Source organism: Salinigranum salinum, assembly GCF_009176545.1.
GTDB lineage: Archaea > Halobacteriota > Halobacteria > Halobacteriales > Haloferacaceae > Salinigranum > Salinigranum salinum.
In genome coordinates this window covers 581,210-602,857 of record NZ_VTOJ01000001.1, presented here as the reverse complement: position 1 = coordinate 602,857, position 21,648 = coordinate 581,210, and the positions used below count along the sequence as shown (strand labels likewise).

General features: G+C 68.9%; 21 protein-coding genes and 2 tRNA genes. 12 read left to right on the top strand and 11 right to left on the bottom strand.

Annotated elements, in window-relative coordinates; genetic code table 11:
• Positions 1–143 precede the first annotated feature (143 nt).
• From FZP69_RS02845 to FZP69_RS02830, 4 genes are all read left to right on the top strand, one after another.
• On the top strand, positions 144–1,760 hold the full coding sequence (locus FZP69_RS02845; RefSeq protein ID WP_152039866.1) for a potassium channel family protein: 1,617 nt from the start codon (positions 144–146) through the stop codon (positions 1,758–1,760).
• Positions 1,761–2,069: 309 nt separating this feature from the next.
• Entirely contained in the window at positions 2,070–2,342 is a 273-nt protein-coding gene (locus tag FZP69_RS02840; protein WP_152039865.1) for a DUF5808 domain-containing protein, read from the top strand.
• A gap of 50 nt (positions 2,343–2,392) precedes the next feature.
• Positions 2,393–3,022, top strand: coding sequence for a non-canonical purine NTP pyrophosphatase (locus FZP69_RS02835; protein ID WP_152039864.1), 630 nt, complete (start codon positions 2,393–2,395; stop codon positions 3,020–3,022).
• Between the two features lie 251 nt (positions 3,023–3,273).
• The gene (locus FZP69_RS02830; protein WP_152039863.1) at positions 3,274–4,053 is read left to right on the top strand and encodes an SDR family NAD(P)-dependent oxidoreductase; all 780 of its coding nucleotides are present in this window, start codon (positions 3,274–3,276) and stop codon (positions 4,051–4,053) included.
• Positions 4,054–4,172: 119 nt separating this feature from the next.
• Here the strand turns inward: FZP69_RS02830 and FZP69_RS02825 are convergent, their stop codons facing one another.
• The 3 genes from FZP69_RS02825 to FZP69_RS02820 form a co-directional block, all read right to left on the bottom strand.
• Positions 4,173–4,646 carry a DUF7384 family protein gene (locus tag FZP69_RS02825; RefSeq protein WP_152039862.1) on the bottom strand — a complete coding sequence of 158 codons (474 nt, stop codon included), beginning with the start codon at positions 4,644–4,646 and terminating at the stop codon, positions 4,173–4,175.
• Positions 4,636–4,785, bottom strand: a complete 150-nt coding sequence (locus FZP69_RS22315; protein WP_192918436.1) for a hypothetical protein — start codon at positions 4,783–4,785, stop codon at positions 4,636–4,638. The genes FZP69_RS02825 and FZP69_RS22315 overlap by 11 nt, the downstream gene beginning before the upstream one ends.
• 680 nt (positions 4,786–5,465) lie before the next feature.
• Positions 5,466–6,137, bottom strand: a complete 672-nt coding sequence (locus tag FZP69_RS02820; RefSeq protein WP_152039861.1) for a potassium channel family protein — start codon at positions 6,135–6,137, stop codon at positions 5,466–5,468.
• 114 nt (positions 6,138–6,251) lie between these two features.
• Between FZP69_RS02820 and FZP69_RS02815 the strand changes: the two genes are divergently transcribed.
• Complete coding sequence (locus FZP69_RS02815) at positions 6,252–6,872, top strand: metal-dependent hydrolase (RefSeq protein ID WP_192918435.1); 621 nt, start codon at positions 6,252–6,254, stop codon at positions 6,870–6,872.
• Between the two features lie 304 nt (positions 6,873–7,176).
• Positions 7,177–10,299, top strand: a complete 3,123-nt coding sequence (locus FZP69_RS02810; protein ID WP_152039860.1) for an HsdM family class I SAM-dependent methyltransferase — start codon at positions 7,177–7,179, stop codon at positions 10,297–10,299.
• A gap of 32 nt (positions 10,300–10,331) precedes the next feature.
• On the opposite strand, the gene FZP69_RS02805 is transcribed toward FZP69_RS02810, so the two are convergent.
• Complete coding sequence (locus FZP69_RS02805; protein ID WP_152039859.1) at positions 10,332–11,054, bottom strand: TIGR00266 family protein; 723 nt, start codon at positions 11,052–11,054, stop codon at positions 10,332–10,334.
• A gap of 365 nt (positions 11,055–11,419) precedes the next feature.
• Positions 11,420–11,490: transfer RNA gene (locus tag FZP69_RS02800), tRNA-Gly, on the bottom strand.
• A gap of 231 nt (positions 11,491–11,721) precedes the next feature.
• Between FZP69_RS02800 and FZP69_RS02795 the strand changes: the two genes are divergently transcribed.
• A complete protein-coding gene (locus FZP69_RS02795; RefSeq protein ID WP_152039858.1) occupies positions 11,722–12,555 on the top strand; it encodes an NAD+ synthase in 834 nt (277 codons plus the stop codon).
• Positions 12,556–12,674: 119 nt separating this feature from the next.
• Here FZP69_RS02795 and FZP69_RS02790 read toward each other — a convergent pair whose 3' ends face one another.
• Together FZP69_RS02790 and FZP69_RS02785 are read right to left on the bottom strand one after the other, a co-directional pair.
• The gene (locus FZP69_RS02790; RefSeq protein ID WP_152039857.1) at positions 12,675–13,322 is read right to left on the bottom strand and encodes a hypothetical protein; all 648 of its coding nucleotides are present in this window, start codon (positions 13,320–13,322) and stop codon (positions 12,675–12,677) included.
• Positions 13,323–13,450: 128 nt separating this feature from the next.
• Entirely contained in the window at positions 13,451–14,143 is a 693-nt protein-coding gene (locus tag FZP69_RS02785) for an enoyl-CoA hydratase/isomerase family protein (protein ID WP_152039856.1), read from the bottom strand.
• Positions 14,144–14,203: 60 nt separating this feature from the next.
• On the opposite strand from FZP69_RS02785, the gene FZP69_RS02780 reads away from it, so the two are divergent.
• The 5 genes from FZP69_RS02780 to FZP69_RS02760 all read left to right on the top strand — a co-directional run bounded on the left by FZP69_RS02780 (position 14,204) and on the right by FZP69_RS02760 (position 17,112).
• Positions 14,204–14,878, top strand: coding sequence for a DUF7114 family protein (locus FZP69_RS02780; RefSeq protein ID WP_152039855.1), 675 nt, complete (start codon positions 14,204–14,206; stop codon positions 14,876–14,878).
• A 76-nt stretch (positions 14,879–14,954) separates the two neighbouring features.
• A tRNA-Thr gene (locus FZP69_RS02775) sits at positions 14,955–15,026 on the top strand.
• Between the two features lie 398 nt (positions 15,027–15,424).
• Entirely contained in the window at positions 15,425–16,138 is a 714-nt protein-coding gene (locus FZP69_RS02770) for a hypothetical protein (protein ID WP_152039854.1), read from the top strand.
• On the top strand, positions 16,139–16,363 hold the full coding sequence (locus tag FZP69_RS02765; protein ID WP_152039853.1) for a hypothetical protein: 225 nt from the start codon (positions 16,139–16,141) through the stop codon (positions 16,361–16,363). It abuts the gene before it with no gap.
• Positions 16,360–17,112, top strand: a complete 753-nt coding sequence (locus FZP69_RS02760) for an ABC transporter ATP-binding protein (RefSeq protein WP_152039852.1) — start codon at positions 16,360–16,362, stop codon at positions 17,110–17,112. The genes FZP69_RS02765 and FZP69_RS02760 overlap by 4 nt, the downstream gene beginning before the upstream one ends.
• A 110-nt stretch (positions 17,113–17,222) precedes the next feature.
• On the opposite strand, the gene FZP69_RS02755 is transcribed toward FZP69_RS02760, so the two are convergent.
• The 4 genes from FZP69_RS02755 to FZP69_RS02740 are packed head-to-tail and all read right to left on the bottom strand — an operon-like array spanning position 17,223 to position 21,358.
• Positions 17,223–17,999, bottom strand: a complete 777-nt coding sequence (locus FZP69_RS02755; protein WP_152039851.1) for an ABC transporter ATP-binding protein — start codon at positions 17,997–17,999, stop codon at positions 17,223–17,225.
• Positions 17,999–19,069, bottom strand: a complete 1,071-nt coding sequence (locus tag FZP69_RS02750; protein ID WP_152039850.1) for a branched-chain amino acid ABC transporter permease — start codon at positions 19,067–19,069, stop codon at positions 17,999–18,001. The genes FZP69_RS02755 and FZP69_RS02750 overlap by 1 nt, the downstream gene beginning before the upstream one ends.
• Complete coding sequence (locus FZP69_RS02745; protein WP_152039849.1) at positions 19,066–19,947, bottom strand: branched-chain amino acid ABC transporter permease; 882 nt, start codon at positions 19,945–19,947, stop codon at positions 19,066–19,068. The genes FZP69_RS02750 and FZP69_RS02745 overlap by 4 nt, the downstream gene beginning before the upstream one ends.
• Before the next feature lie 7 nt (positions 19,948–19,954).
• Entirely contained in the window at positions 19,955–21,358 is a 1,404-nt protein-coding gene (locus FZP69_RS02740; protein WP_152039848.1) for an ABC transporter substrate-binding protein, read from the bottom strand.
• Between the last annotated feature and the right edge of the window lie 290 nt (positions 21,359–21,648).

The window sequence follows — 21,648 nt, the reverse complement described above, 5'->3', positions numbered from 1 at the left end:
GTCACGCGGCGGGACGGCGCACCGTCGCGTCGCCGAGCGTCCCGCAGCCGTCGTCAGCGCATACGAGGTGTGGCTGCGGAATCGCGTTTCAACGTTCGGGTCGGGCCCCGTCGTTATACGGTCACGGACCGAGAGGGAGACGTATGGTAGTCCGGCGTCGCCTCTTCCGCGTCTACCTCGTCACGGTCGTCGGCTCCCTGCTCGTCTTCACCGTCGCGTACGACGCCGGGATGACGTTCTTCGAGAGCCGGCCACGCACGTTCCTCGAGGCGTTCGAGGTCGTGATGCAGACGTTCACGACGACCGGCTACGGCCAGGACGCCCCCTGGGAGAGCCCCGTAATGACGTTCCTCGTCGTAGGGATGCAGATCGCCTCGCTCCTGTTGATCTTCGCGGCGTTCCCCATCGTCATCGTCCCCCTCGTCGAGGACGCGCTGTCGACGTCGCCGCCGACCGGGATCGACCGCGCCGACCACGTCCTGATCTGTGGCTCCAGTTCGCGCACGCGGACGCTGCTGTCCGACCTCGACGCACAGGGCGTCGACGGAGTCGTCGTCGAACCGGACCGCGAGCGCGCCCTGGACCTCCACGACCAGGGACACGACGTCGTCCACGCCGACCCCGAGTCGGTCGACGCGCTCCGCGACGCGTCCGTCGAACGCGCCACGGCCGTGGTCGCGGACAGCGACGACGAGGTCGACCTGAGCGTCATCATGGCGGTCGGGGAGGTGACGGCCGACGTGCCCGTCTACAGCGTCGTGGAGAAGCCGACGCTCGCGCCGTACCACGAGCGGGCGGGGGCGACGGAGGCGTTCTCCCCCCGCGTTCTGCTCGGACGGGGGCTGGCGAACAAGGTGCGGAACGCCGTCACGACCGCGACGGGCGACAACGTCGACCTGGGTGGTGGGCTCGAGGTCGCCGAGTTTCCCATCCAGCCCGGGAGCAGACTCCAGGGGGAGCGGATCAGCGAGGTCGACATCGAGCGGCAGACGGGTGCGACGCTCATCGGCGCGTGGTCGAACGGCGAGTTCCGGACGCCGCCGTTCACCGATCTCGTCCTCGACGAACACACGGTGTTGCTCGTGATCGGGACGGAGACGGCGCTGTCGGGACTCAAGCGTCGGACCCTCTCGGAAATCCGTCGCTACTCGCGCGGTGAGGTGATCGTTGTCGGCTTCGGCGTCGTCGGCTCGACCGTCGACGAGGTGCTCGCGCGCGAGGACGTCCCGCGAACCGTGGTCGACCTCGAAGAGCGACCGGGCGTCGACGTCGTCGGCGACGCCACCGATCCCGGCGTGCTCAGAGAGGCGGGCGTCGACGAGGCGCGGACGGTCATCCTCGCGCTCGACGACGACACCACGACGCTGCTCGCGACGTTCGTCGTCCGGGAGGTCAACCCCGACGCCGAGGTCATCGCCCGGGCGGACGACGTCGACAACGTGAAGAAGCTCTACCGGGCCGGTGCGGACTACGTGCTCTCTCTGGCGTCGGTGACGGGACGACTGCTGGCGTCGACCATCCTCGACGAGGACGTCGTCTCCGTCGACACACAGGTAGAGGTGGTCCGGCTCTCCGCCGAACCCGTCGCGGGGCAGACGATCGGCGACGTGGAGTTGCCTCCGGGGGTGACCGTCATCGCCGTCGAACACCGCGACGGCCGGATCTCCGCGGACGTCGGCGACTGGACGACGCTGGAGGCGACCGACGAGCTCGTCGTGGCAGGCGTCGACCGCGACGTCGGGCGGATCGACCTGTCGTAGGGGACGAAGTCGTACCGACGGGTTGGTCCGTGCGAGACGGGAGCGGATCGGCAGCGTGGTCGGTGAGTACACTGGAGGACGCGGCCGCCAGGGCGGTGAAGCCACGGTCCTCCCCAGCCGATTTCACTCACTCACTCGCGTGTGCTCGTTCGTTCATTCCTCGCGCGGGAGGCGACCGGAATCACCCCGGTCGCGCCACCGCAGGGCCGGTCGGTGAACGACGACGGACGACACGGAGACCCGACCCGTGAGGAGACGCGGTCCGGAACGAGGCTAAACCATTTATCGGGCGGCGTCGTACGGGAGGGTATGGCTGAGAAACCCCAGTCCGGAACCATCTTCGGTGTCCCGTACAACTTCGAACGACCGAGCGTCGGCCGCCTCCTCTCGTCGTACTGGCAGCCCGGAAAGGGGATGCTCGTCAAGAAACCGTTCGGCATCGGCTACACGATCAACCTCGCCTCGTGGCGGTCGTGGGTCGTCCTCCTCGTCGTCGCGGGCCTCCTCTGGCACGAACGGCAGGGAGACGGTCCCGAGTCCGAGGTCGCCGACGACCCCGTCGAGGTCATCATCGACGACTGAGGGCTCGCCGAATCGAACTCCCTTTCTCCGCTGCCGGTAGAGGGGTGGACGTGCTCAACTACGTCACCACGAACCCCGGGAAGGTCCGCGAGGCGACCGACTATCTCGGGGACGACGTCGCCCAGCTGGACTTCGACTACGTCGAGATACAGAGCGCCGAGCTCGGGCCGATCGCGGCCCGGGGCGCTCGCGAGGCGTACCGCCACGCCGACGCACCGGTGCTCGTCGACGACGCGGGCCTGTTCGTCGACGCCCTCGACGGCTTCCCGGGACCGTACTCGTCGTACGTCGAAGAGACCGTGGGCATCGAGCGCGTCCAGGCGCTCGTCGACGACGCGGCGACCCACCGTGCCGCGTTCCGCTGCGTGCTGGCGTACTGTGACGGTGACGGGTTCGACGCGAGTCCCGACCCGATCGACCGTGACGACCGGATCGAGGCTGCAGCGACTGGACCGGACGGAGACGGGTCGGACGACGGCCTCCCCGTGAAGCTGTTCGAGGGGATCGTCCGCGGACGGATCGTCGAACCGCGCGGCGACGGCGGGTTCGGTTACGATCCGATCTTCGAGCACAACGGCCGGACGCTGGCCGAGATGAACACGGAGGAGAAGAACGCCGTCTCTCATCGCGGCCGGGCGCTCGCGAAGTTCGCGGAGTGGTATCAGGAGCGAACGAGGTGAGCGACTGATACCTCAGCAGACGAACGGCGAGAGTCTGCTGGTGGTTCGCTGAACGGCAGCGAAGCGAACCTCGGGAGCGAGGCGAGCGTCGGCAGGCGAAGGGGCCGAGCCCGTGGACGCGTCACCGAACCGCCGTGAGGGGAACGACGGGAGCCGGGCGATCGGTATCGGTGACCACTGCCGTCCACAGAGTTCCGGAGCGAGGCGTCGACGACCCCTCGGCTTTTGTCCGAGCCGCGCCTCTCGCGTCCATGCCAACCGCTCTCGTCACCGGTGCGTCGAGTGGAATCGGCCGCGAGTTCGCCGACCTCCTCGCGAGCGACGGATACGACCTGGTGCTCCTCGCGCGGAGCGAGGAGACGCTCCGCGAGCTCGGCGAACGCCTCCAGGCCGACGACGGCGTCACCGTGACGGTCGTCGTGAAGGATCTCACCGACCCCGACGCGCCACGGGCGACCGCCGACGCGCTCGCCGAACGCGGCATCACGGTGGACGTGCTCGTCAACAACGCCGGCTTCGGCACCCACGGCCCGTTCGTCGAGAGCGACCTCGACCGCGAACTCGACGAGATACGGGTCAACGTCACGGCACTCACGGAGCTCACCCGTCGGTTCCTCCCGGGGATGGTCGACCGGGGAACGGGGGCCGTGCTGAACGTCGCGTCGACCGCCGCGTTCCAGCCCGGGCCGTTCATGGCCGTCTACTACGCGACGAAGGCGTACGTCCTGCACTTCTCCGAGGCGCTCTCCGAGGAGGTCGCGGGGACGGGCGTCACCGTGACGGCGCTCTGTCCGGGACCGACCGACACCGGCTTTCAGTCGCGAGCGGACGTCGCCGACACGGTGCTCTTCCAGCGCGGCGTGATGGACGCGCGGACGGTCGCTCGCGCCGGTTACCGGGGGATGAAACAGGGGAAGGCGGTCGTCGTGCCCGGATTCAAGAACCGTCTGCTGGCGTTCCTCGTGCGGTTCCTCCCGCGGTCGACCGTCCGGAAGACGGCGATGCGACTGCAGGAACCGAACCGCCAGTGAAACGTACCGGCACATCTGCGTGGTGTGGCGTGGCGTCGTGGCAGCGTGGCGTGGTGTCGTCGGGCGTCGAGTGGTGTCGTCGGGCGTCGAGTGGTGTCGTCGGGCGTCGAGTGGTGTGCTCACGCCCGCGGATCGCGGTCCGGCCCGGGGTAGTCGCCGCCGACGACCTCGCGGTAGAGGCTGTCGGCGTCGAACAGCGTCGCGAACGCGTGCGGGTGGCGCACGCTGAGCGGGACGCGTCCCTGCAGCGACGCCCCCGCCGTCGCGCTGCGCAGTCGGTCGTCGAACGAGAGCAGGTGCATCGCGCCGCCGCGGTACGCCGAGGCGAGCCCCGGGTGGTCGGCGTCGGGGTGGTCGACCGGTTCGCGCCACGCCTCCACGCAGTCGCGCCAGTCCGCCGCCAGCGACGCGTCGGCGAGCTTCGAGACGGTCGCCTCGGCGTCGTCGAGGAGAGGGGTGCTGGCGACGAGCGTCACCCACGAGTGCCGCCAGACGTGGTCGAGCGCGGCGCGCGAGGGGCCGCCGACGAGGAGGTCGGCCGCCAGGACGTCCGCGTCGGCGACGACGCGCGCGGGACTGGGCTCAGTCGACATCGTTCTCCGCACCGTCGACGGCTCCGTCGTCGGTTCGACCGTCGGCGTCGCGGATCCCCGCCAGGGCCGCGCTGACGGCGGCCTCGGACGTCTCGTACGCCGCCGCCCGCTCGAAGAGGTCGGTCCACGGATGGGTCACGTGGACGACTACGCGTGTCGGCCCAAGAGGGTTGTCGGTTCGTCGGGGCGAACCGGTCACAGAACGAACCGGCGGAGCCGACACGGTCGCCGGGACGACGATCATTCATATAGCCGTCGGCACGGAGGAGAGATCCACCTCGTGCCGTCGCAGTCCGCCGGTATTGGCCGAAAAGTCACACGCTCGTCTGACGCGGATTTAAGTGTTCACCTGCGGTGCAAACGCTTGGGCGCGCACTACGGCCTCAGTTCCCATCCTCCCACCGCGCGCCCGGCACACCCCACGTGTCCAACGTGTCGGTGTGCGGCGCCGTCGTTCGACGGTGTCGTCAGCGCTCCGTTTCTCCCGGTAGCCCCCGCTCTCGGTGCACACGCCGGTGCCGGGGGCATCCGGTTTCCTCGTACGTCGGTGGAACCGCAACGCGGTCCGAGCACGGGCGTGAGCCGGAGGCCAGTCGCACTCCCGGCGAAAGACCCGGAGCGGGAGGACGAACGGGGGGACGGCGTCGGTGAGCGACCGCTGGAAACGAGACCGGTGAGCGGACATCGGAGACAGAACCGGTGAGCGGACGTCGGAGACAGAACCGGTGAGCTGACGTCGGAGACAGAATCGATGAACGAGTGTCGAAGGACCGTGAGAAGGCGGGAGGGGCACGTCGGCTCCGGACGACGTGACGCGGCTCAGGGCGCTTCCGCGGCCTCGCCGAGCAGCGTCCGTTTGACGTCGTCGACGGCGTCGAGGTCGATGATGAGCGCGAGCTGGTCGCCCGCCCGGATCTCGGTCCCCGGCAGGGGGATGGTCATCTCCTCGCGGTCGTGGCTATGGGCGTAGATGCGCGCGTTCGGCCCGAGAGCAACCTCCGTGACGCGTTTGCCGACGACGGGGGCGTCCTCCGGGACCGTGACCGACGTGAGCTGAAGACGCTCCGTGAGGTCGCCGAGCGCGTTGAAGTTCCCGCCGAGCAGCGCCGTCTTCGCCCCCGCTGCACCGAGTCGCTCGGGGTAGATGACCTCGTCGACGTCCTCGGCGTACTGTTCGTAGATCTCCTCGCGGTAGTCCTCGCTGATCCGCATGACAGCGCGGCAGCCGAACTCCTTGCCGACCATACAGGCCGCGAAGTTCACGTTCGGGTCGCCGGTGAGCCCACCGACGGCGTCGGCGTCCTCGACGCCGGCACGCCTGAGGACCGACTCGTTGGAACCGTCCCCCTCGACGACCTCGAACCCCGCCTCTCTGGCGCGTTCGATCTTCCGATCGTCGTTCTCCACCACGACGACGTCGTGCCCCTCTTCGGAGAGCACGCGGGCCGTCCGAGCACCGACGCGGCCGTATCCGACGATGACGAATCGCATACCCACGTGTACGCCGCCCCGAACTTAAAAGATGGACACCACTCACGACAGCGAGCCGAAGCGATACCACGCCCCACGACAGGGTTTTTTCTCGGACCTGCCTACGAAGCGGTGATGATGGCTACCACCCACGCCCTCGCCGGCGTGGCACTCGCCGTGGGCGTCTCGCTGGTCGTCCCGGAAGCCGGGGGACTCCCCATCGCGGCGGCTGCGTTCGGGGGACTGTTCCCCGATTTCGACCTCACCGGCGACCACCGCAAGACGCTGCACTTCCCGGTGTACTACACCGTCGCAGCGCTGGCCGCCGCCGCCGTCGCAGCCGCCGTGACGACCACGGCGACGCTGGCCGTCGCGTGCTTCCTGGCCGCCGCCGCGCTCCACTCCGTGATGGACGCCGCAGGGGGTGGGCTCGAACCACGACCGTGGCTCGGCCAGTCGGACCGTGCGGTGTACGACCACGCCCGTCGCCGCTGGATTGCGCCCCGGCGGTGGATCCGCTACGACGGTGCACCCGAGGACCTGCTCCTCTGTGCCGTTCTGGCCCTCCCCGGTCTCGTCGTCCTCGACGGGCGTGCGGAGACCGCGATCCTCGCCGCACTCGGGGTCTCCCTCGCCTACACGCTCGCCCGGAAGCCGCTGGTGGCACTCGCCGACCGGTTCGTCCCGCGGATCCCACAGGACGTGTTCGACCGACTCCCGGATCGACTCGTCTCGTTCGTGGCCCCCTACCGCTGAGTTCGGCGGCGTGGCGACCGAGTGGCGTCCAACACCGCTGGGATTCCGGTACCGTCCCGGTGTCACCGCGCGTTCGTTCCGACGGTACCTCGCCAGGGCCACGCTGTCTGCTCCGGGAGAGACCAGCTCTCCGGGATCGTCAGACAGGACTGGCGGAGGCGGGATCGGAACCGTCGACCCGCGCCCTGACAGTCTCGGACGGCACCGGACGCCGACTCGCACGCCCGAGTCGCGGCAGTCGCGAGCGTGACGCTCGCTCACGATCCGGGCAACGCTTATCGCTCGCGCGCCCGACTCCACGGCAATGCCCACGGGGGACGCCGTCGCCGGGCGGCTCCGAGAGGAGCTCCCGACACGCTTCGGAACGTGCCGCGTCCGCCTCCGGCCGTCGCCCGACGTTCCCGACTCGACGAAGGCGACGGAGACGCTGTTCGTCGAGTTCGTCGTCGAGGACGCTCGACGGGTCCTCGTGCTCGCCGCTCGGGACGAACGAGAGCCGGACGGGAAGACGGACACGACGGACACGCATACGGAAGCGGACCGACCGTGGGTAGCGAACGCTCGACACACGGCGCTCACAGTCGAGGGAAGCGGGCTGTACGGCGTCGTGACCGGCGAGACACTGACGATCCGGCGGATCGAGGACCCCGCCGACGCCGACTGCGACCGGGCGGTGTGTACGGCGGCCCCGCTCTCGCGGCTCCGGAGCGTCCTCGCGGTCGTCGCCCGGCGCGTTCGGAGGGCCGCGGCGGCGCTCGACGTCCAGTTCGACGCGCTCCGTCGAGCCGTCGAACCGCTCGCGCACGCACGACTGGCGTCCCGTCTCGACGACGCCGGCTTCACCGAGCGGCTCCGCGACTCGCTGCACGCCGCCGGGCCGGCCGCGGACGAGGTCCCGTTCGACGCCGACGGACGAGCGACACTGGCCGCGCAGGCGAGCTGTCTGTTCGTCGACGCGCTCGTCGACGCCGCGCCCGACCTCGAACCGGGAGCCGTCGCCGTCGGAGACGAGGACGAGCCGTCCGGATCCACCCGGACCGCCTGGACGAGCGTCGTCGACCAGGTCCGCCGCGGCGTCGACGACCCGCTGTTCGACCCGGACGTGACGCCGCTCGCCGACCTCGTGCTTCGCGCACCACCGCCGTCCGTTCTCGGCCCGACACTCGTCGCGGCGCTCGACGCCGTCGTAGAGACCGTCGACGCGCTCGCCCGGTCGTGGCTGTCGCTGGGCGGGTCGACGCTCGCCCGCCTGTTCGAGGGCCTGATGTCCACCGACCGCCGCCGACGATGGGGACAGGTGTACACGCCGGCACCAGTCGCCCGACTCCTGGCGGAGTGGACCGTCGGTGAACGCGAGAGGGCAGACGGGGCTGATGACGCGGGATCAGCCGACGGGAACGATGATGCGGAAGTCGACGACGAGGAGAACGACGAACGGGTCGAGAGGGGGGACGACATCGTGCTCGACCCCGCCTGTGGGACCGGTCGGCTCGTCCGCGCGGCGGTCGAGAGCCGACGGGATCACGGCCACCCACCGCCGGCAGTGTACGGTCGTGACGTGTTCGGGCTTCCCGTCGCGATGACGAGTCGGTCGCTGCCCGACGACGTCATCGCCGACGTCGCCGTGGGCGACTTCTTCGCCTGTGTGCCGCCGGGCGAGACCGACTCCGAGAGCCGAGACGAGGACACGGTCGACGAGGACGGCGTCGACCGACTGCCACTCGTCGACGCCGTCCTCGTGAACCCACCGTACACGCGACGCGAGGCGCTGGACGACGACTACGTGGCGTTCGTCCGTCGGGCGGTCGAGGGCGGATCGAGCGTCGGTCGACGGGCAGGGCTGGCACCGTACTTCCTCCGACACGCGACGTCGTTCCTTCGGGAGGGAGGGCGAATGGGCGTCGTCGTCGGGAGTTCGTGGCTCGACGCCGACTACGGGACCGAACTCCAGGCGTTCCTCCTCGACCGATTCCGCATCCGAGCGGTCGTCGACGCCCCCCGGCACCACCTCGTCGACACCGCCGACGTGAACGCCGTCCTGTTGCTCCTCGAACGAGCGGGCGATCCCGAAACGCGGGCGGACAACGCCGTCTCCTTCGTTCGCCTCCGGTCCACACCCGAGACGTTCGCGGCCAACGGGACGCTCGGGACGTGTCTCGCGGACGCCGTGGACGCCGTGGACGCGGTGGACAACGACGACCGATCGGTCCCGGACGTCGAGACCGTCCGACGGCGACAGGGTGACCTCCGGCAGGCGACCACGGACGACGGACGCCGACGGAACGCCAAGTGGGGTCGATACCTGCGCGCACCACCGGCGTACTGGACCGTGCTCGAACGCCGGGGCGACCGGTTCGTCGACTTCCACGACCTCGCTGATGCCGGCTGGGCGCGGCTCTCGTACGGGACGCGCTCGGGCGCGCCGGACTTCTTCTACCTGCCCAACAGCCACCACGACGTCGTCGTCGACGGCGACGCGCTTCGCGTCGTCCCGCGCGGGGGGGCGGGGCTCGACGGGCCGTGTCGCCTCCCGCGCCGGTACTGGATGCACCGCGTGACCGACGCGGACGGGGTGAACGATCCCGACGGGGTGAACGACACGACGGGCAGGGCGAGCGACGTGGCCGACGAGACGAACGACGCAGCCACGACGGGGTGGCTCCCGAACTACCTGCTGAAACGAACGACGGGGGTCGACCGTCTCCGCTTCGACGTCGCCGACCTCGACCTCGGGAGCCAGCTCCGGTACGTGATCCGACTCCCGGAGCCGCGGTCGGAACTCGATCCGGCGGCGCGAGCGTACGTCGAGTGGGGTGAGAACCACGACGTGACCGCGTGCCCACACTGCCGACGGACGAAGCCCTTCCCCGCGTACTGTCCCGGGGAGCCGTGGTACGACATCACGCGACAGCTCACGCGCGGGGCGATCCTCCCGAACAAGGACGTCCACGCGACGCACGCCTACTGGACGCCGTCGACGCCGCTATGGGTCCACCAGTCGCTGTACGGCATCGACGCCGTAGATCCTCCCTTGCTGGCGGCGCTGGTGAACTCGACGCTGGGGTTGCTGCTGCTCGAGGTGGCCGGGCGTGTGAACCTCGGCGAGGGGGCGCTGGACCTGATGACCGGCGACCACCGCTCCGTACAGGTGCCCGACCCCCGGAGGATCGACGCTGTCACGAGAGGGCGACTCGTCGACCGGTTCGAGACGGTCGCGTCGCGGTCGCTCGGAAGCGTGTTCGAGGAGTGTGGTGCCCGCCGGCGGGAGGCAGTGTCGCTCGAGAGCGTGAGAGCGGACCGCCGGGCGCTCGACGAGGTGGTGATGAGTGAGGTGCTCGACCTCTCGGACGAGGTGCAAGAGGACGTCTACCGGGGACTGGTAGGGCTGGTCGACGACCGACTGACGAAGGCGTCGCGGGAGCGGTGACGGCGGGTCGAGGGGACTGGAACGAGTCCGCGTCAGAGGAAGTCGCCGGGATCGATTCCCGGGTCGTTCCCACCGCCGTCACCGCCGCCACCGCCGCCGGTCGCAGCCCGGAACACCGCCGGGTCGCGGGTCTGTATCCACACCCGTCCCCGACCGGAGAACTTCGAGACGATACCCTCCCCGCCGAGCATCGTCGACTTGATGCTGCCGTCCTGCTCACGCGAGACCGACAGCCCGTCGGTCCACGCGATCAGGTGATCGGTGTCGACGACCGTCGCGTCGTCGGGGGTGACCTCGGTCTCGACGATCGACCCGTACGCCGAGAGGAACGCCCGCCCAGTGCCCGAGAGTTCGAGCACCCGGAGGCTCCCCGAGGAGAAGAACCCGCCGGCGTCGTTGAACGCGCTCGACCGCTCGACAGTCGGCTCCCAGGCGAGGGTCGACCCCGAGTTGACCCGTATCGGGCCGTCCTGGCCCACGTCGACGCCGAAGACGTCGCCGGGGTGGTCGGGGGCGAGCGTGAGTTCGGCACCGTCGGCCTCGGCCTCGAACGCGTTCTCCACGAGGTCCTTGCTCGAACTCACCGCCGACTTGATCATTCCACCGATTCCCTCGCCCCCGCCGATCTCCGGGTCGGGGTTGACGCTCTCGCTTCGACTGATCATCGCTCCGGTCTCTGCCATGAGCCGGTCGCCCCGGTCCATCGTCGTCCGGAGCACCGCGTAGCTCGGGCCGTTCTCGATGTTATACTGCATGAGACATAGTTGTACGATATGATTATTTATAAATAATTACGGAGTATCTACCATTTCGGAGAGACGTTCGTCTCTGCTGGGCGACGGGACACCGTCCGGAGCGATCCGGGAGTCGCTCACTCGGTTCGTTCTCTGATTCGATCGGCAGAAAATGCGCCGTCCGGGAATTGAACCACGGTCGCTCGCGCCGCTCGCTCTCTGATTCGATTCCCGTGAGCGCATCCGCTCGTCACGTTCGTTCCTCGCAGGATGCGCCGTCCGGGAATTGAACCGGAGTGAGACGTTCCTGCTCGCTTCGCTGCGCGGGCTGCGACTCACAGGGTTCAATTGTCCTCGGGCGATGTCTCTCACCGGCGTTCGAGACATGCGCCGTCCGGGAATTGAACCCGGGCTAGTGGCTTGGGAAGCCACTGTCCTACCACTGGACCAACGGCGCGCTCACGTCGCTCGCACCCCGAGGCTCGCGTCCGTCCTTCCGGACCGCTCACCAACGGCGCGCACTACGTCATATCGTACCACCGTACTTGAAAATAGCGCTTCGAGTGGATCACGGAGGAGCCGGACGACCATCGAACCGGGCGACCGAGTGGGGCCCGAAACTGCACGCACGTCCACCGCACGAGCACGAGACGGGGATATTAGTCGTGGCCACCGCTATCGTGAGGCGATGAGTCAGGACACGTCCGTTCTCTCCGACACGGCACCGCTCGACCTCCGCCTCTCCGAGGAGGAACTCGAGGCGACCCGCGAACACATCGTCTCGTTCGTTCAGGGAGTCGTCGACGACGCCGACGCCGAGGGCGCGGTCATCGGGCTCTCCGGCGGGATCGACTCGACGACGACCGCCGCCGTCGCGGTCGAGGCGCTGGGAGCCGACCGGGTGCACGGCCTCGTGATGCCCAGCGAGGTGAACACCGACGAGAACATGAGCGACGCCGAGCGCGTCGCCGAACGGCTGGAGATCGAGTACGACGTCGTCGACATCAACCCGATCGCTGAGGCGTTCTTCGAGGCGTACCCCTCGGCGACCGAGAACCGGATGGCCACGGGCAACGTCCGCGTCCGGGTGCGGGGCGTGCTCAACTACTTCGTCGCGAACCACGAGAACCGGATCGTCCTCGGCACGGGGAACAGAAGCGAGGCGCTGACGGGCTACTTCACGAAGTACGGCGATCAGGCGGTCGACTGCAACCCCATCGGCGGGCTCTACAAACAGCAGGTTCGCCAGCTCGCCGCCGCGCTCGGCCTCCCGCGCGACCTCGTGATGAAGACGCCCTCTGCGGAGATGTGGCTCGGCCAGACGGACGAGGAGGAGATGGGCCTCGACTACGATACGCTCGACGCGGTCCTCGCGCTGCACGTCGACGGCCCGCTGTCGAAGGCCGCGACCGTCCGCGAGCTCGGCGTCGAACCGGCGCACGTCGATCGGGTCGTCGATCTCTACGAGCGGAGCGCACACAAACGGCGGATGCCGCCGGCACCCGAACTGCCGTGGCGCTGAGTCCCGGACAGCTCGAACACGAACGTGGCGTCGGCGTCGCTGTCGACATCGCCGTCGGCTGTCAGCGCCACGGTCAGCCGTCAGCTACCCGCCTCGACCCGCGGCAGACGGGTGTCGACTCAGGCCTCGCTGACGACGATGCGGACGTGATCCCCCTGTGACTCGGCAGCACCGGCGTCGCTCGAGCCCCGGAGGACGTACGTGGCGGGGTCGACCGGCTCGCCGTTGACCGTCACCGAGACGGTGTACGCGGGGTCCGAATCGTCGTACGTGGTCCCCTCGAACGTCACCGAGGTTTCGGTCACCCCGATGCCGAGCGACGCCATCGCCCACTCCAGCGTGACGCCCTCTGCGTGGCCGTGCCACACCCGGCCGTCACCGGCCTCGAAGTGGAAGGCGTTCGCCCGGAGCTGGTACTCCTGCTGTGAGAAGTCGACGCGGTCGCCGAGGACGACCATCTCCATCGTCCCGTGGTAGTGGGCCCCGCCGACGTTCGACGGCGTCCGCGCAGCGGCGACGCCCTCGTCCGGCGACGACCCGCCGAGCCCGAACGTGACGAAGAGGACGATGCCGACCACGACGACGGTGAGACCCCCGAGGAGCAACGCCGTGCTGGAGACGCCGTTGTCGCCGTCGCCACTGAGCTGATCGAGCCGGCGTCGGTCGACGGGACCGAACTCGTCGGGGTGCTCGTCCCGGAGGTGTTCGAGGGACGCTACCTCGTCGTCCGCCTCGAACGACGCCGAGCAGTGCGGACAGTCGCGCATACCCGTCCTGTCGGGCGGGAGGCTAAAGAGCTACGCGCCGCGTGTTCGCCCGTCGCGCAGTCGATCGAGGGCGGAAGTGTGTGGTCGTGTCGGATTCGGACGGGTGCGTGGCCAGGGTCGCCGTCGGCTCACTCCCGCGCCGACGCGATGTCGTCGGCGTGGGCCCGGTGGAGCGCGGCGAACGCCGTCGCCTCGGCGTGCTCCTGTGTCTCGTGGTCGTCGCGGTCCCGGACGCGCCGCTTGACGACAGCGAGCGCGTCGTGTGCGCCCTCGGCGAGGCGGTCGGCCACCAGCCGGGGCTCGTCGACGACGCGGGAGACGAGCCCCATCCGGAGCGCCTCGTCGGCGTCGACGACGCGTCCCGAGAGAGCGAGGTCGAACGCGTTTCCCTCGCCGACGACGCGCGGGAGCCTGACCGTCCCGCCCCACGCGCCGAACAGGCCGAACCGGACGCCGGGCTCGCCGAACGTGGCGCGCGGCGTGGCGACGCGGAGATCGCAGGCGAGCGCGAGTTCGACGCCGCCGCCGCGTGCGGCCCCGTCGACCGCAGCGACGACGACGGCGTCGCTCTCCTCGATCGCGGTGGCGGCGCGCTGGCCCCGACGGGCGAACGCCTCGGGGTCGTCCAGCGCGACGACGGCGTCGAGGTCCGCTCCGGCACAGAAACTCGATCCGGCTCCGTGGAGGGAGACCACGGGCGCGTCCGCGTCGCGGACGGCGGCCGCCAGCGCGTCGAGGTCGGCGGGACGGAGCGCGTTGCGACGCTCGGGCCGCGCGAGCGTGATCGTGCGGACGGGACCGTCGTCCGTCGTTCGAATCATGTCGTCGGATGTGAGCCACTTTCCAAAGGTCTTTGCCTCCTCCGTCGCTACGCTGAGATAATGGACGACGCCGCGCGGGTTCGCGACGCCGCGCGCGAGGCACTGGCCGACATCGAACCGCCACGTCTCCGCGACGCGCTCTACGACAGGCTGGACGGTGCCTCGATGGCACCGGCCGTGTTCGCGCTGCTCTGCGCTCGAGCGCTCGGCCCGGCGGACGCGACCGACGTGGTCGTGGAGCGAGCCGCCGGCGTCCAGCTCATCTACGAGGGGCTCCGGCTGACGCGCACGCTGGCCCACGAGGAGCCGTGGACGACCGCCGAAGGCGAGGGCGACATCGCGGCCGACCTCGACATGCTCGCCGCGTCGGTGATGGTCTCGCGGGGGTTCTACATCCTCGCCCGGACCGACGCCGCCGACCACGCGGTCGAGACGGTCCGCGCGTTCGGTCGCGACCAGACGCTCCGCCGCGAACCGGGCGCCGACACCGCGACGCTCGACCGCAACCTCGAAGCCTCGGTGTTCGTGCTCGCGGCCATCGCCGGGACGACCGCCGTCGACGTCGAGCCGCCGCAGGCGCTCGTGGAGTACGCCACCACGCTCGCCCGCGAGGGCGACGGGCTTCCGCCGGCCGCCGTCGCCCTCGCGGAGACGACCACCGAGGGGATCGCCGCGCTGGTGAACCCCGGCGACGGCGACGCGGACCGCGTACCGTCGTCGGCGACCGATCCCTGAACTCCCGTGCGAGACGGGCGCAGACCCGTCGGCGTATCGAAACGCCTAAAGACGATTCGGGCTTACGCCGTACTGCGCCTGGGTAGCTTAGCGGTAAAGCGCGTCCTTGGTAAGGACGAGAGCCCGGGTTCAAATCCCGGCCTAGGCTTTCGTCGATTCCACTCCTGCGAGGTGTCTCGTCGCCGAGCACCCGCTGGAGTCGGTCGGAGCCGTCGCCGGCGATTCGAACCCTGCCAGTCGCGCAGCGAGGCACGAGCGAGCACGTCCCGCTCCGGTTCGGATCCCGGCCTGTGCGTTCTCTCGTCTCCGTTAACGTCGGAAAAACCGGATTCTCAGAGCACGACCCGCGTTCGATCGAGGCCGAAGAGGTGACGAGAGCGCTGCCGATCCATCGCCGACAGAATCGAGAGAACGCAACTAGAGACCCCCTCTCAGTTCCATTTCGTCCCCTGAGAAAGGCAAACTGGTGCAAATATTGCGCTAATCTCTCTCCGAAGCACACGCACGAGCACCGAATTTATTACCATCCGAACAGATCCCCCGGATATGGAAGAGTCGACGAAACCGCCGGACCGGTTCGTCCAGGAACTCATGGACGAGAGCCGCGAGCGGGCCGAGCGGCTGGCGGACAGATACTACAGCGACGAGTACTTCGACCGGCTGGGCGGGCCGGAGGCGACGGTTGCGGCGGAGTTCCCCGCGTTCGCCTGGAAGGAGTTCTACTTCGGGCTCTTGCCGCCGGTACGACAGATCGACCTGATCTACCGCCGCGGCGACCCCTACTACGACGACCGCGACCTGATCGTGGGGCTGGGGACGCAGATCCGCGACGAGATCAAACACGCGCGGATCTTCTCGAACCTCGCCGCCGGGTTCGGGATCGACGCCGACATGGCGACGTGGGACGCGCCGAACCACCCCGAGGGCTACTACGACGCGCTGGTCGAGGCGGGGTACGCCGGGGCCGACCACGAGGAGCCCCACCACGTCGCCGCGGGCTTTCAGTGTTCGACGGAGATCGGGGCCGCGTTCCAGATCCGGAACCTGGCGGATTACCTCGACGCGGAGTACCCCAACGTCGCCAACTCCCTCAGGGACGTCGTCGCCGACGAGGGCGACCACACCCACGCCGGGCGACTCGTGGCGAAGCGCTTCGCCACGTCCGACGACTACGGGACGATGCGCGAGCTCTCGAACGCGAAGTTCGACTCGATCGAGGCGGGGATGCGACTGGCGTTCGAGAACGCCGGTGAGGCGTAGATGGCCCGGACCGTCGAGTTCACGCCCGAGACCGCCGTCGAGTTCGTCTCCTCCGTCGGCGAGAGCGCCAGCGTCGAAGAGGTCCACCTGCGCGACCTCTCGTTCGTCCTCGACGTCGAGGTCGAGGAGGGCGAGGTGCGTTCGTGTCGGCTGGACGTGGCGGAGCTGGTGAAGGCGATGACGCTGTACGCCGCCATGGAGAAACAGCGGTACGACTGGCGATGAGCGACACGGAGACGACGAGCGACGGGGCCACCGACGGGCAGGCAGATCACGAACTGGCGCTCGTCGACCTCGACGCGGGCTACGGTGACCTCCAGGTGCTCCACGGCGTCGATCTGACCCTCGACGCCGGCGAGTACGTCGCCGTCGTCGGTCCCAACGGCGCGGGCAAGTCGACCGCGATGAAGTCCGTCTTCGGGCTCACGGACGTCACGGAGGGCGACGTCCGCTTCCGGGGCGAGTCGCTGCGGGGGCTCACGCCCGAGGAGATCACGCGGAAAGGCATCTCCTACGTCCCCCAGACGTCGAACGTCTTCCCGAATCTGACCGTCAGGGAGAACCTCCGGATGGGCGCGTACGTCCGCAGCGAGCTGCCCGAAGCGGGCCTGGAGACCGTGTTCGAGCGGTTTCCGATCCTCGAGGAACGGATCGACCAGAAGGCCGGGACGATGAGCGGGGGCCAACAGCAGATGCTCGCGATGGGGCTGGCGCTCGTGCTCGATCCCGACCTCCTGCTCCTGGACGAACCCAGCGCGGGCCTCGCACCGGACCTCGTCGCCCGCATGTTCGACAAGGTCGACGAGATCACCGAAAGCGGGACGTCGGTGCTCATGGTCGAACAGAACGCCGTCGAGGCGCTCCGCCGGTGCGACCGCGGCTACGTCCTCGTCGGGGGCGAGAACCGGTTTGCGGACACCGGGGAGGCGCTCTTGGCGAACCAGGACGTCCGCCGGGAGTTCCTCGGTGGGTGACGGTAGCGACGCTGTGAGCGGCGACACGCGACGCGGACCGACCCCCGGGTAGGGCCGGGACCGACCCCCCCGAGCAGGACCGGGACCGCCGCACCACCCTGGATCGCCACTCAGTCGACGCCACCGGTGAGCGTCTCGCCGAGGTAGGCGTCGACGACGGCGTCGTTCTGCAGGATCGTTTCAGGGTCGTCGTCGGCCAGCACCCGCCCCTGGTGCATGACGACGAGTCGGTCGACGAACTCCCGGAGGAGTTCGACGTTGTGTTCGATCACCAGGAACGTCATACCGTCGTCGTTGAGCCGTTCGACGTAGTCGACGATCGTGCGTTCGAGCGTCGGGTTGACGCCGGCCAGCGGTTCGTCCAGCATGAACAGTTTCGGCTCCAGCATCAGCGCCCGGGCGATCTCGAGGAGTTTCCGCTGGCCACCCGAGAGGGCGCTGGCGTACTCGTCTTCCATCCCGTCGAGATCGAAGAAGTCGATCAGTTCCCGCGCGCGTTCGGTCACCGCGGCCTCGCGGTCGCGCGTCCGTCGACCGTTGACGATGCCGGGAAGGGTCCGTTCGCCCGGACGGTCGCGCCCGCCGAGCCTGACGTTGTCCAGGACGGTCATCGTCTCCAGTTCACGAGTCTGCTGGAACGTCCGGACGAGCCCCCGTTGGGCGATCTCCTCGGGGGGCAACCCGGTGATCTCCCGGCCGTCGAACCGGACGGTTCCCTCGTCGAGGTCCTCGATACCGGTGACGGTGTTGAAGAACGTGGTCTTGCCCGCACCGTTCGGGCCGATGAGGCCGACGAGTTCGCCCGATTCGACGGCGACGTCCGGCTCGTCGAGCGCCTGGAGCGCCCCGAACGATTTGCGGAGGCCGGTGGTCTCGAACAGCGCCATCAGTCGATCCCCAGCTCCTTCCGGTTGCCCAGGATCCCCTCCGGCCGGTAGCGGATGATGAGCACGAGGACGAATCCGATCAGGAACAGGCGCGCGGAGGCGAACTGGCTCTGAGTGATCGGCGCGGCCTCGTTGAGAAAGCGGGTGACGAGGCGGAGCCCGATGATGATCACGAGGCCGAGCAGCGCGCCGCGGTGGGTGCCGATCCCCCCGACGTACATCGCGATGTACAGCGTGATGGTGACGTCGATAGTGAAGTAGCCCGGCGAGATCGCACCCAGATACAGCGCCCACAGGCCACCCGCGAGGCCGGCCAGCGCGGTCCCGTAGACGAACACCTGGAACTTGTAGTCGAAGGCGGGTTTCCCGAGCGCGCGGGCGACGAGCTCGTCGTCCCGGATCGCCCGGAGCACGTCGCCGTAGGGCGCGTCCGTGAGGCGTCTGAGCACCGCGTAGCTCAACAGCAACACGCCGGTGAAGAGGACGATGGTCGCCACGACGGCGGAGTCGCCGTCGCCACCGGCGAGATCGTAAATCGGTCTCGGGATGTTGAGCAGGCCGACGTCGGCCCCGGTGATCCCCTCGAAACTGCCGACGAGGTCCTGGACGATCTCGGCGGTCGCGATCGTGACGATGGCGAGGAAGTCGTCCCGGAGGCGGAGCGTCGTCAGGCCGAGCACCGCGCCGAGCACCGCCGCCGCGAGGACCGCCCCCGCGAGGCCGACCGGCCAGGGGAGGCCCAGACCGATGCCTGCGAACGGATCGCGCGCGGAGAGCATCCCCATCGCGTACGCACCGACCGCGAAGAACGCGACGTGACCGAAGTTGATCAGCCCGGTGAACCCGTAGTGGAGGTTCACCCCGAGGACGAGCAGCCCGTACACCAAGAAGAGGACGCCGATCTCGAAGAGGACGGAGAGGCTCGCGGGCGTGTTCACCTGGAACGGGCCGAGGACGAACGCGAGGCCGACGAGGAGAGCGACGATACCGACGGATTCGGCCCGAAAGAGCGCCAGCGACCCCGAGAGGCGACCGCTCGAACCGTCGATCGACTCGGCGTCGTCGGTCATACCTTCGTCACCTCCTGGCCGGTCACGCCGCCGGGACGGATCAACAGGACGCCGATGAGGATCACGAACGCCATGGTCGTTCCGAGCTGGGCCGCCCACGCCGGCAGGAGACCGATCGACAGCTCCATCGTGATCCCCAGCACGTACGCGCCGACGATCGCGCCGTAGGCGCTGCCGGCACCGCCGAGCGTCGCCGCGGCGAGGATGACGAGCAACTGCTGGAAGCCCATCAGCGGACTGGCGGCGGTCTGGACGCCGATCAGCACGCCGGCGAGCCCGCCCAGACCACAGGCGAGGAGCCAGACGACGTTCCGGACGCGGAAGACGTCGACGCCGTTGATGCGCGCCAGGTTCTCGTTGTCCTTCATCGCGCGCATGGCGACGCCGACGGTCGTGCGCGTCAACAGCAGGTGGACCGTCGCGAACGACGTGAGCGCCATGCCGACGACGAGCAGGTGTGCGGTGTTGAAGAACACCTCGCCGAGCACGTCGAACCGGAAGACCATCGGCGGACCGGCGTTCAGGTAGCGGAGGTCGTTGTCCGCGAGCAGGCGGATCCCGTTCCGGACCATGATGCCGACACCGACGGAGGTGATCAACAGCGGAATGGGTCCCTTCTCGACGATCGGCCGGAAGAACGCCTTCGTCAGTCCCAGGCCGACGACCGCCGTGGCGAGGGTGGCCACCGGCAGGACGACGAGCAGGGGGAGTCCGAGCTCCATCGAGACGAACCCGACGTACGCGCCGATCGTCAGGTACTCGCCGTAGGCGATGTTCAGCATGTTGATCAGCCCGTAGACGAGCGTGAAGCCGATGGCCGCGATGGCGATGTACGAGCCGGTGACGAGACCGAAGATCGTCTGCTGAACCAGCGACATCGGGCGGTTACTCGGCCGCGTAGAGGTCGCGGATCTCCGAGGCGCGGATCAGTGTGACCGGCTCGAACCCGTCCGCGGTCAGCTCCTCGATCTGGACGTCGCCGACGACGTTCCCGTTCGGGGTGAAGTCAGTCGGGGTCAGCGCCCCCTGGTAGTTGATCTCCTCGCCGTTGGCGAGCGCCTCTTTCCCCTCGGCGAAGGTGGCGACCTCCGTCCCAGGCGGGTTCGACACCGCCGAGAGGTTTCGCTGGATGGTCTCGGGCGTCGCCTCGCCGCCGCGCTGGGCCGCGAGCGCCGCGACGTTGACCGCGTCGTAGCCGGCCAGCCCCCACTGGTGGAGGTCGGCGTCGCCGAATGCGGCGAACTTCTCGGCGAAGCGGTCGTAGTTCGGCCCCGTCGTCGACGACGTCGACGCGATGAGCGCGCCCGCGCCGCTCTCGCCGACGGCGTCGAGGAACTCCTGGCTGCGGACGCCGCTCTCGAGGACTGGGATCGCCTCGTAGCCCGCGTTCGCCCACTCGCGGATGATGGTGGTCGCGTCCTTGCGCTTCATCGTCAGCCCCCAGGCGTCGAAGTCGTCCTGGAAGAGCCGGTTCAGCTCCGACTGGTAGGACGTCTTCTCGTTCTGCACCTCGAGGCGGTTGACGATGGTGCCGCCAGCCTGCGTGTAGGCGCTCTCGAAGCCGTCGGCCCAGGAGCGCTCGCCCTGCGTGTTCCCCTGCATGATCGCCATCCGCTCGTACCCCTGGTCGATCATGTGCCGGGCCGCCCCGGCGGTCGGGATCGAGTCGCTGGCGATCGTCCGCCACACCCACTCGTCGTCGCTCAGGTCGTCGGGCGTCCCCTTGTCGCCGCCGTAGCTGTCGAGTGCCCGGGTACCCGCTCCGCTGGTGATCAGCGGCACCTGTTTCTCCTTGACGAACTCCAGGTTCGGCGTGAGTTCGGTCGACGTCGCTCGGATGATGGTGACCGCGCCGTCGTTGTTCAGGAATTGTTCGAGGACGCTCCGGAACTGCGCCGGCTTGCTGGCCGTCTCCCGACGAACGATCTGCAACTCCGACCCGAGGAGACCGCCACCCTCCTCGTTGATCTCCTTCAGGGCGAGGTCGATCGCCTGGTTGGTGCCGGGCATGATGAATCCGAACTGTGCGGTCTTCATCGTCGGTTCGCCGAAGACGATCGGAGCGGAGCCGCTCGAACTCTCGGAACCGCTGGCGTCGGCCGTGCTCTCCGGCGTCTCGGTCTCCGCTGGACCGCTGGAACCACCGGATTCGCCGGTCGATTCGCCGCCACTGGAGCCGTCACCTCCCTGGGCACCGGTACAGCCCGCGACACCCGCGAGTCCCCCGACCGTGAGCACCTGCAGAAGTCGCCGTCGAGAACAGTCCTCCGACCGTGGCGTACGTGACATACGACTCCAGAAGCCCGATGCTTGTTTTTAAATTTTTGTTGATACGGATATAAGGTGTTCATACGTCCACCGTACATCGTAATCCATTCGTAAACATCGATATCCGCCAGGAGAGTCGAGACGTGACCGGCGCTGGTACCGACACGTCGCGAACCGATCGCTGTCGCCGCCGCTCCTCCTGAGAGACGTGCGGTCTCGAAGCGGTGGGAGTACCTCCCGAGGAGCGAGACGCCGGACGAAGCACGGCGCGCGTTCGCCGAGCGACCCACGTCGCCGGACGTTCTGCGGGA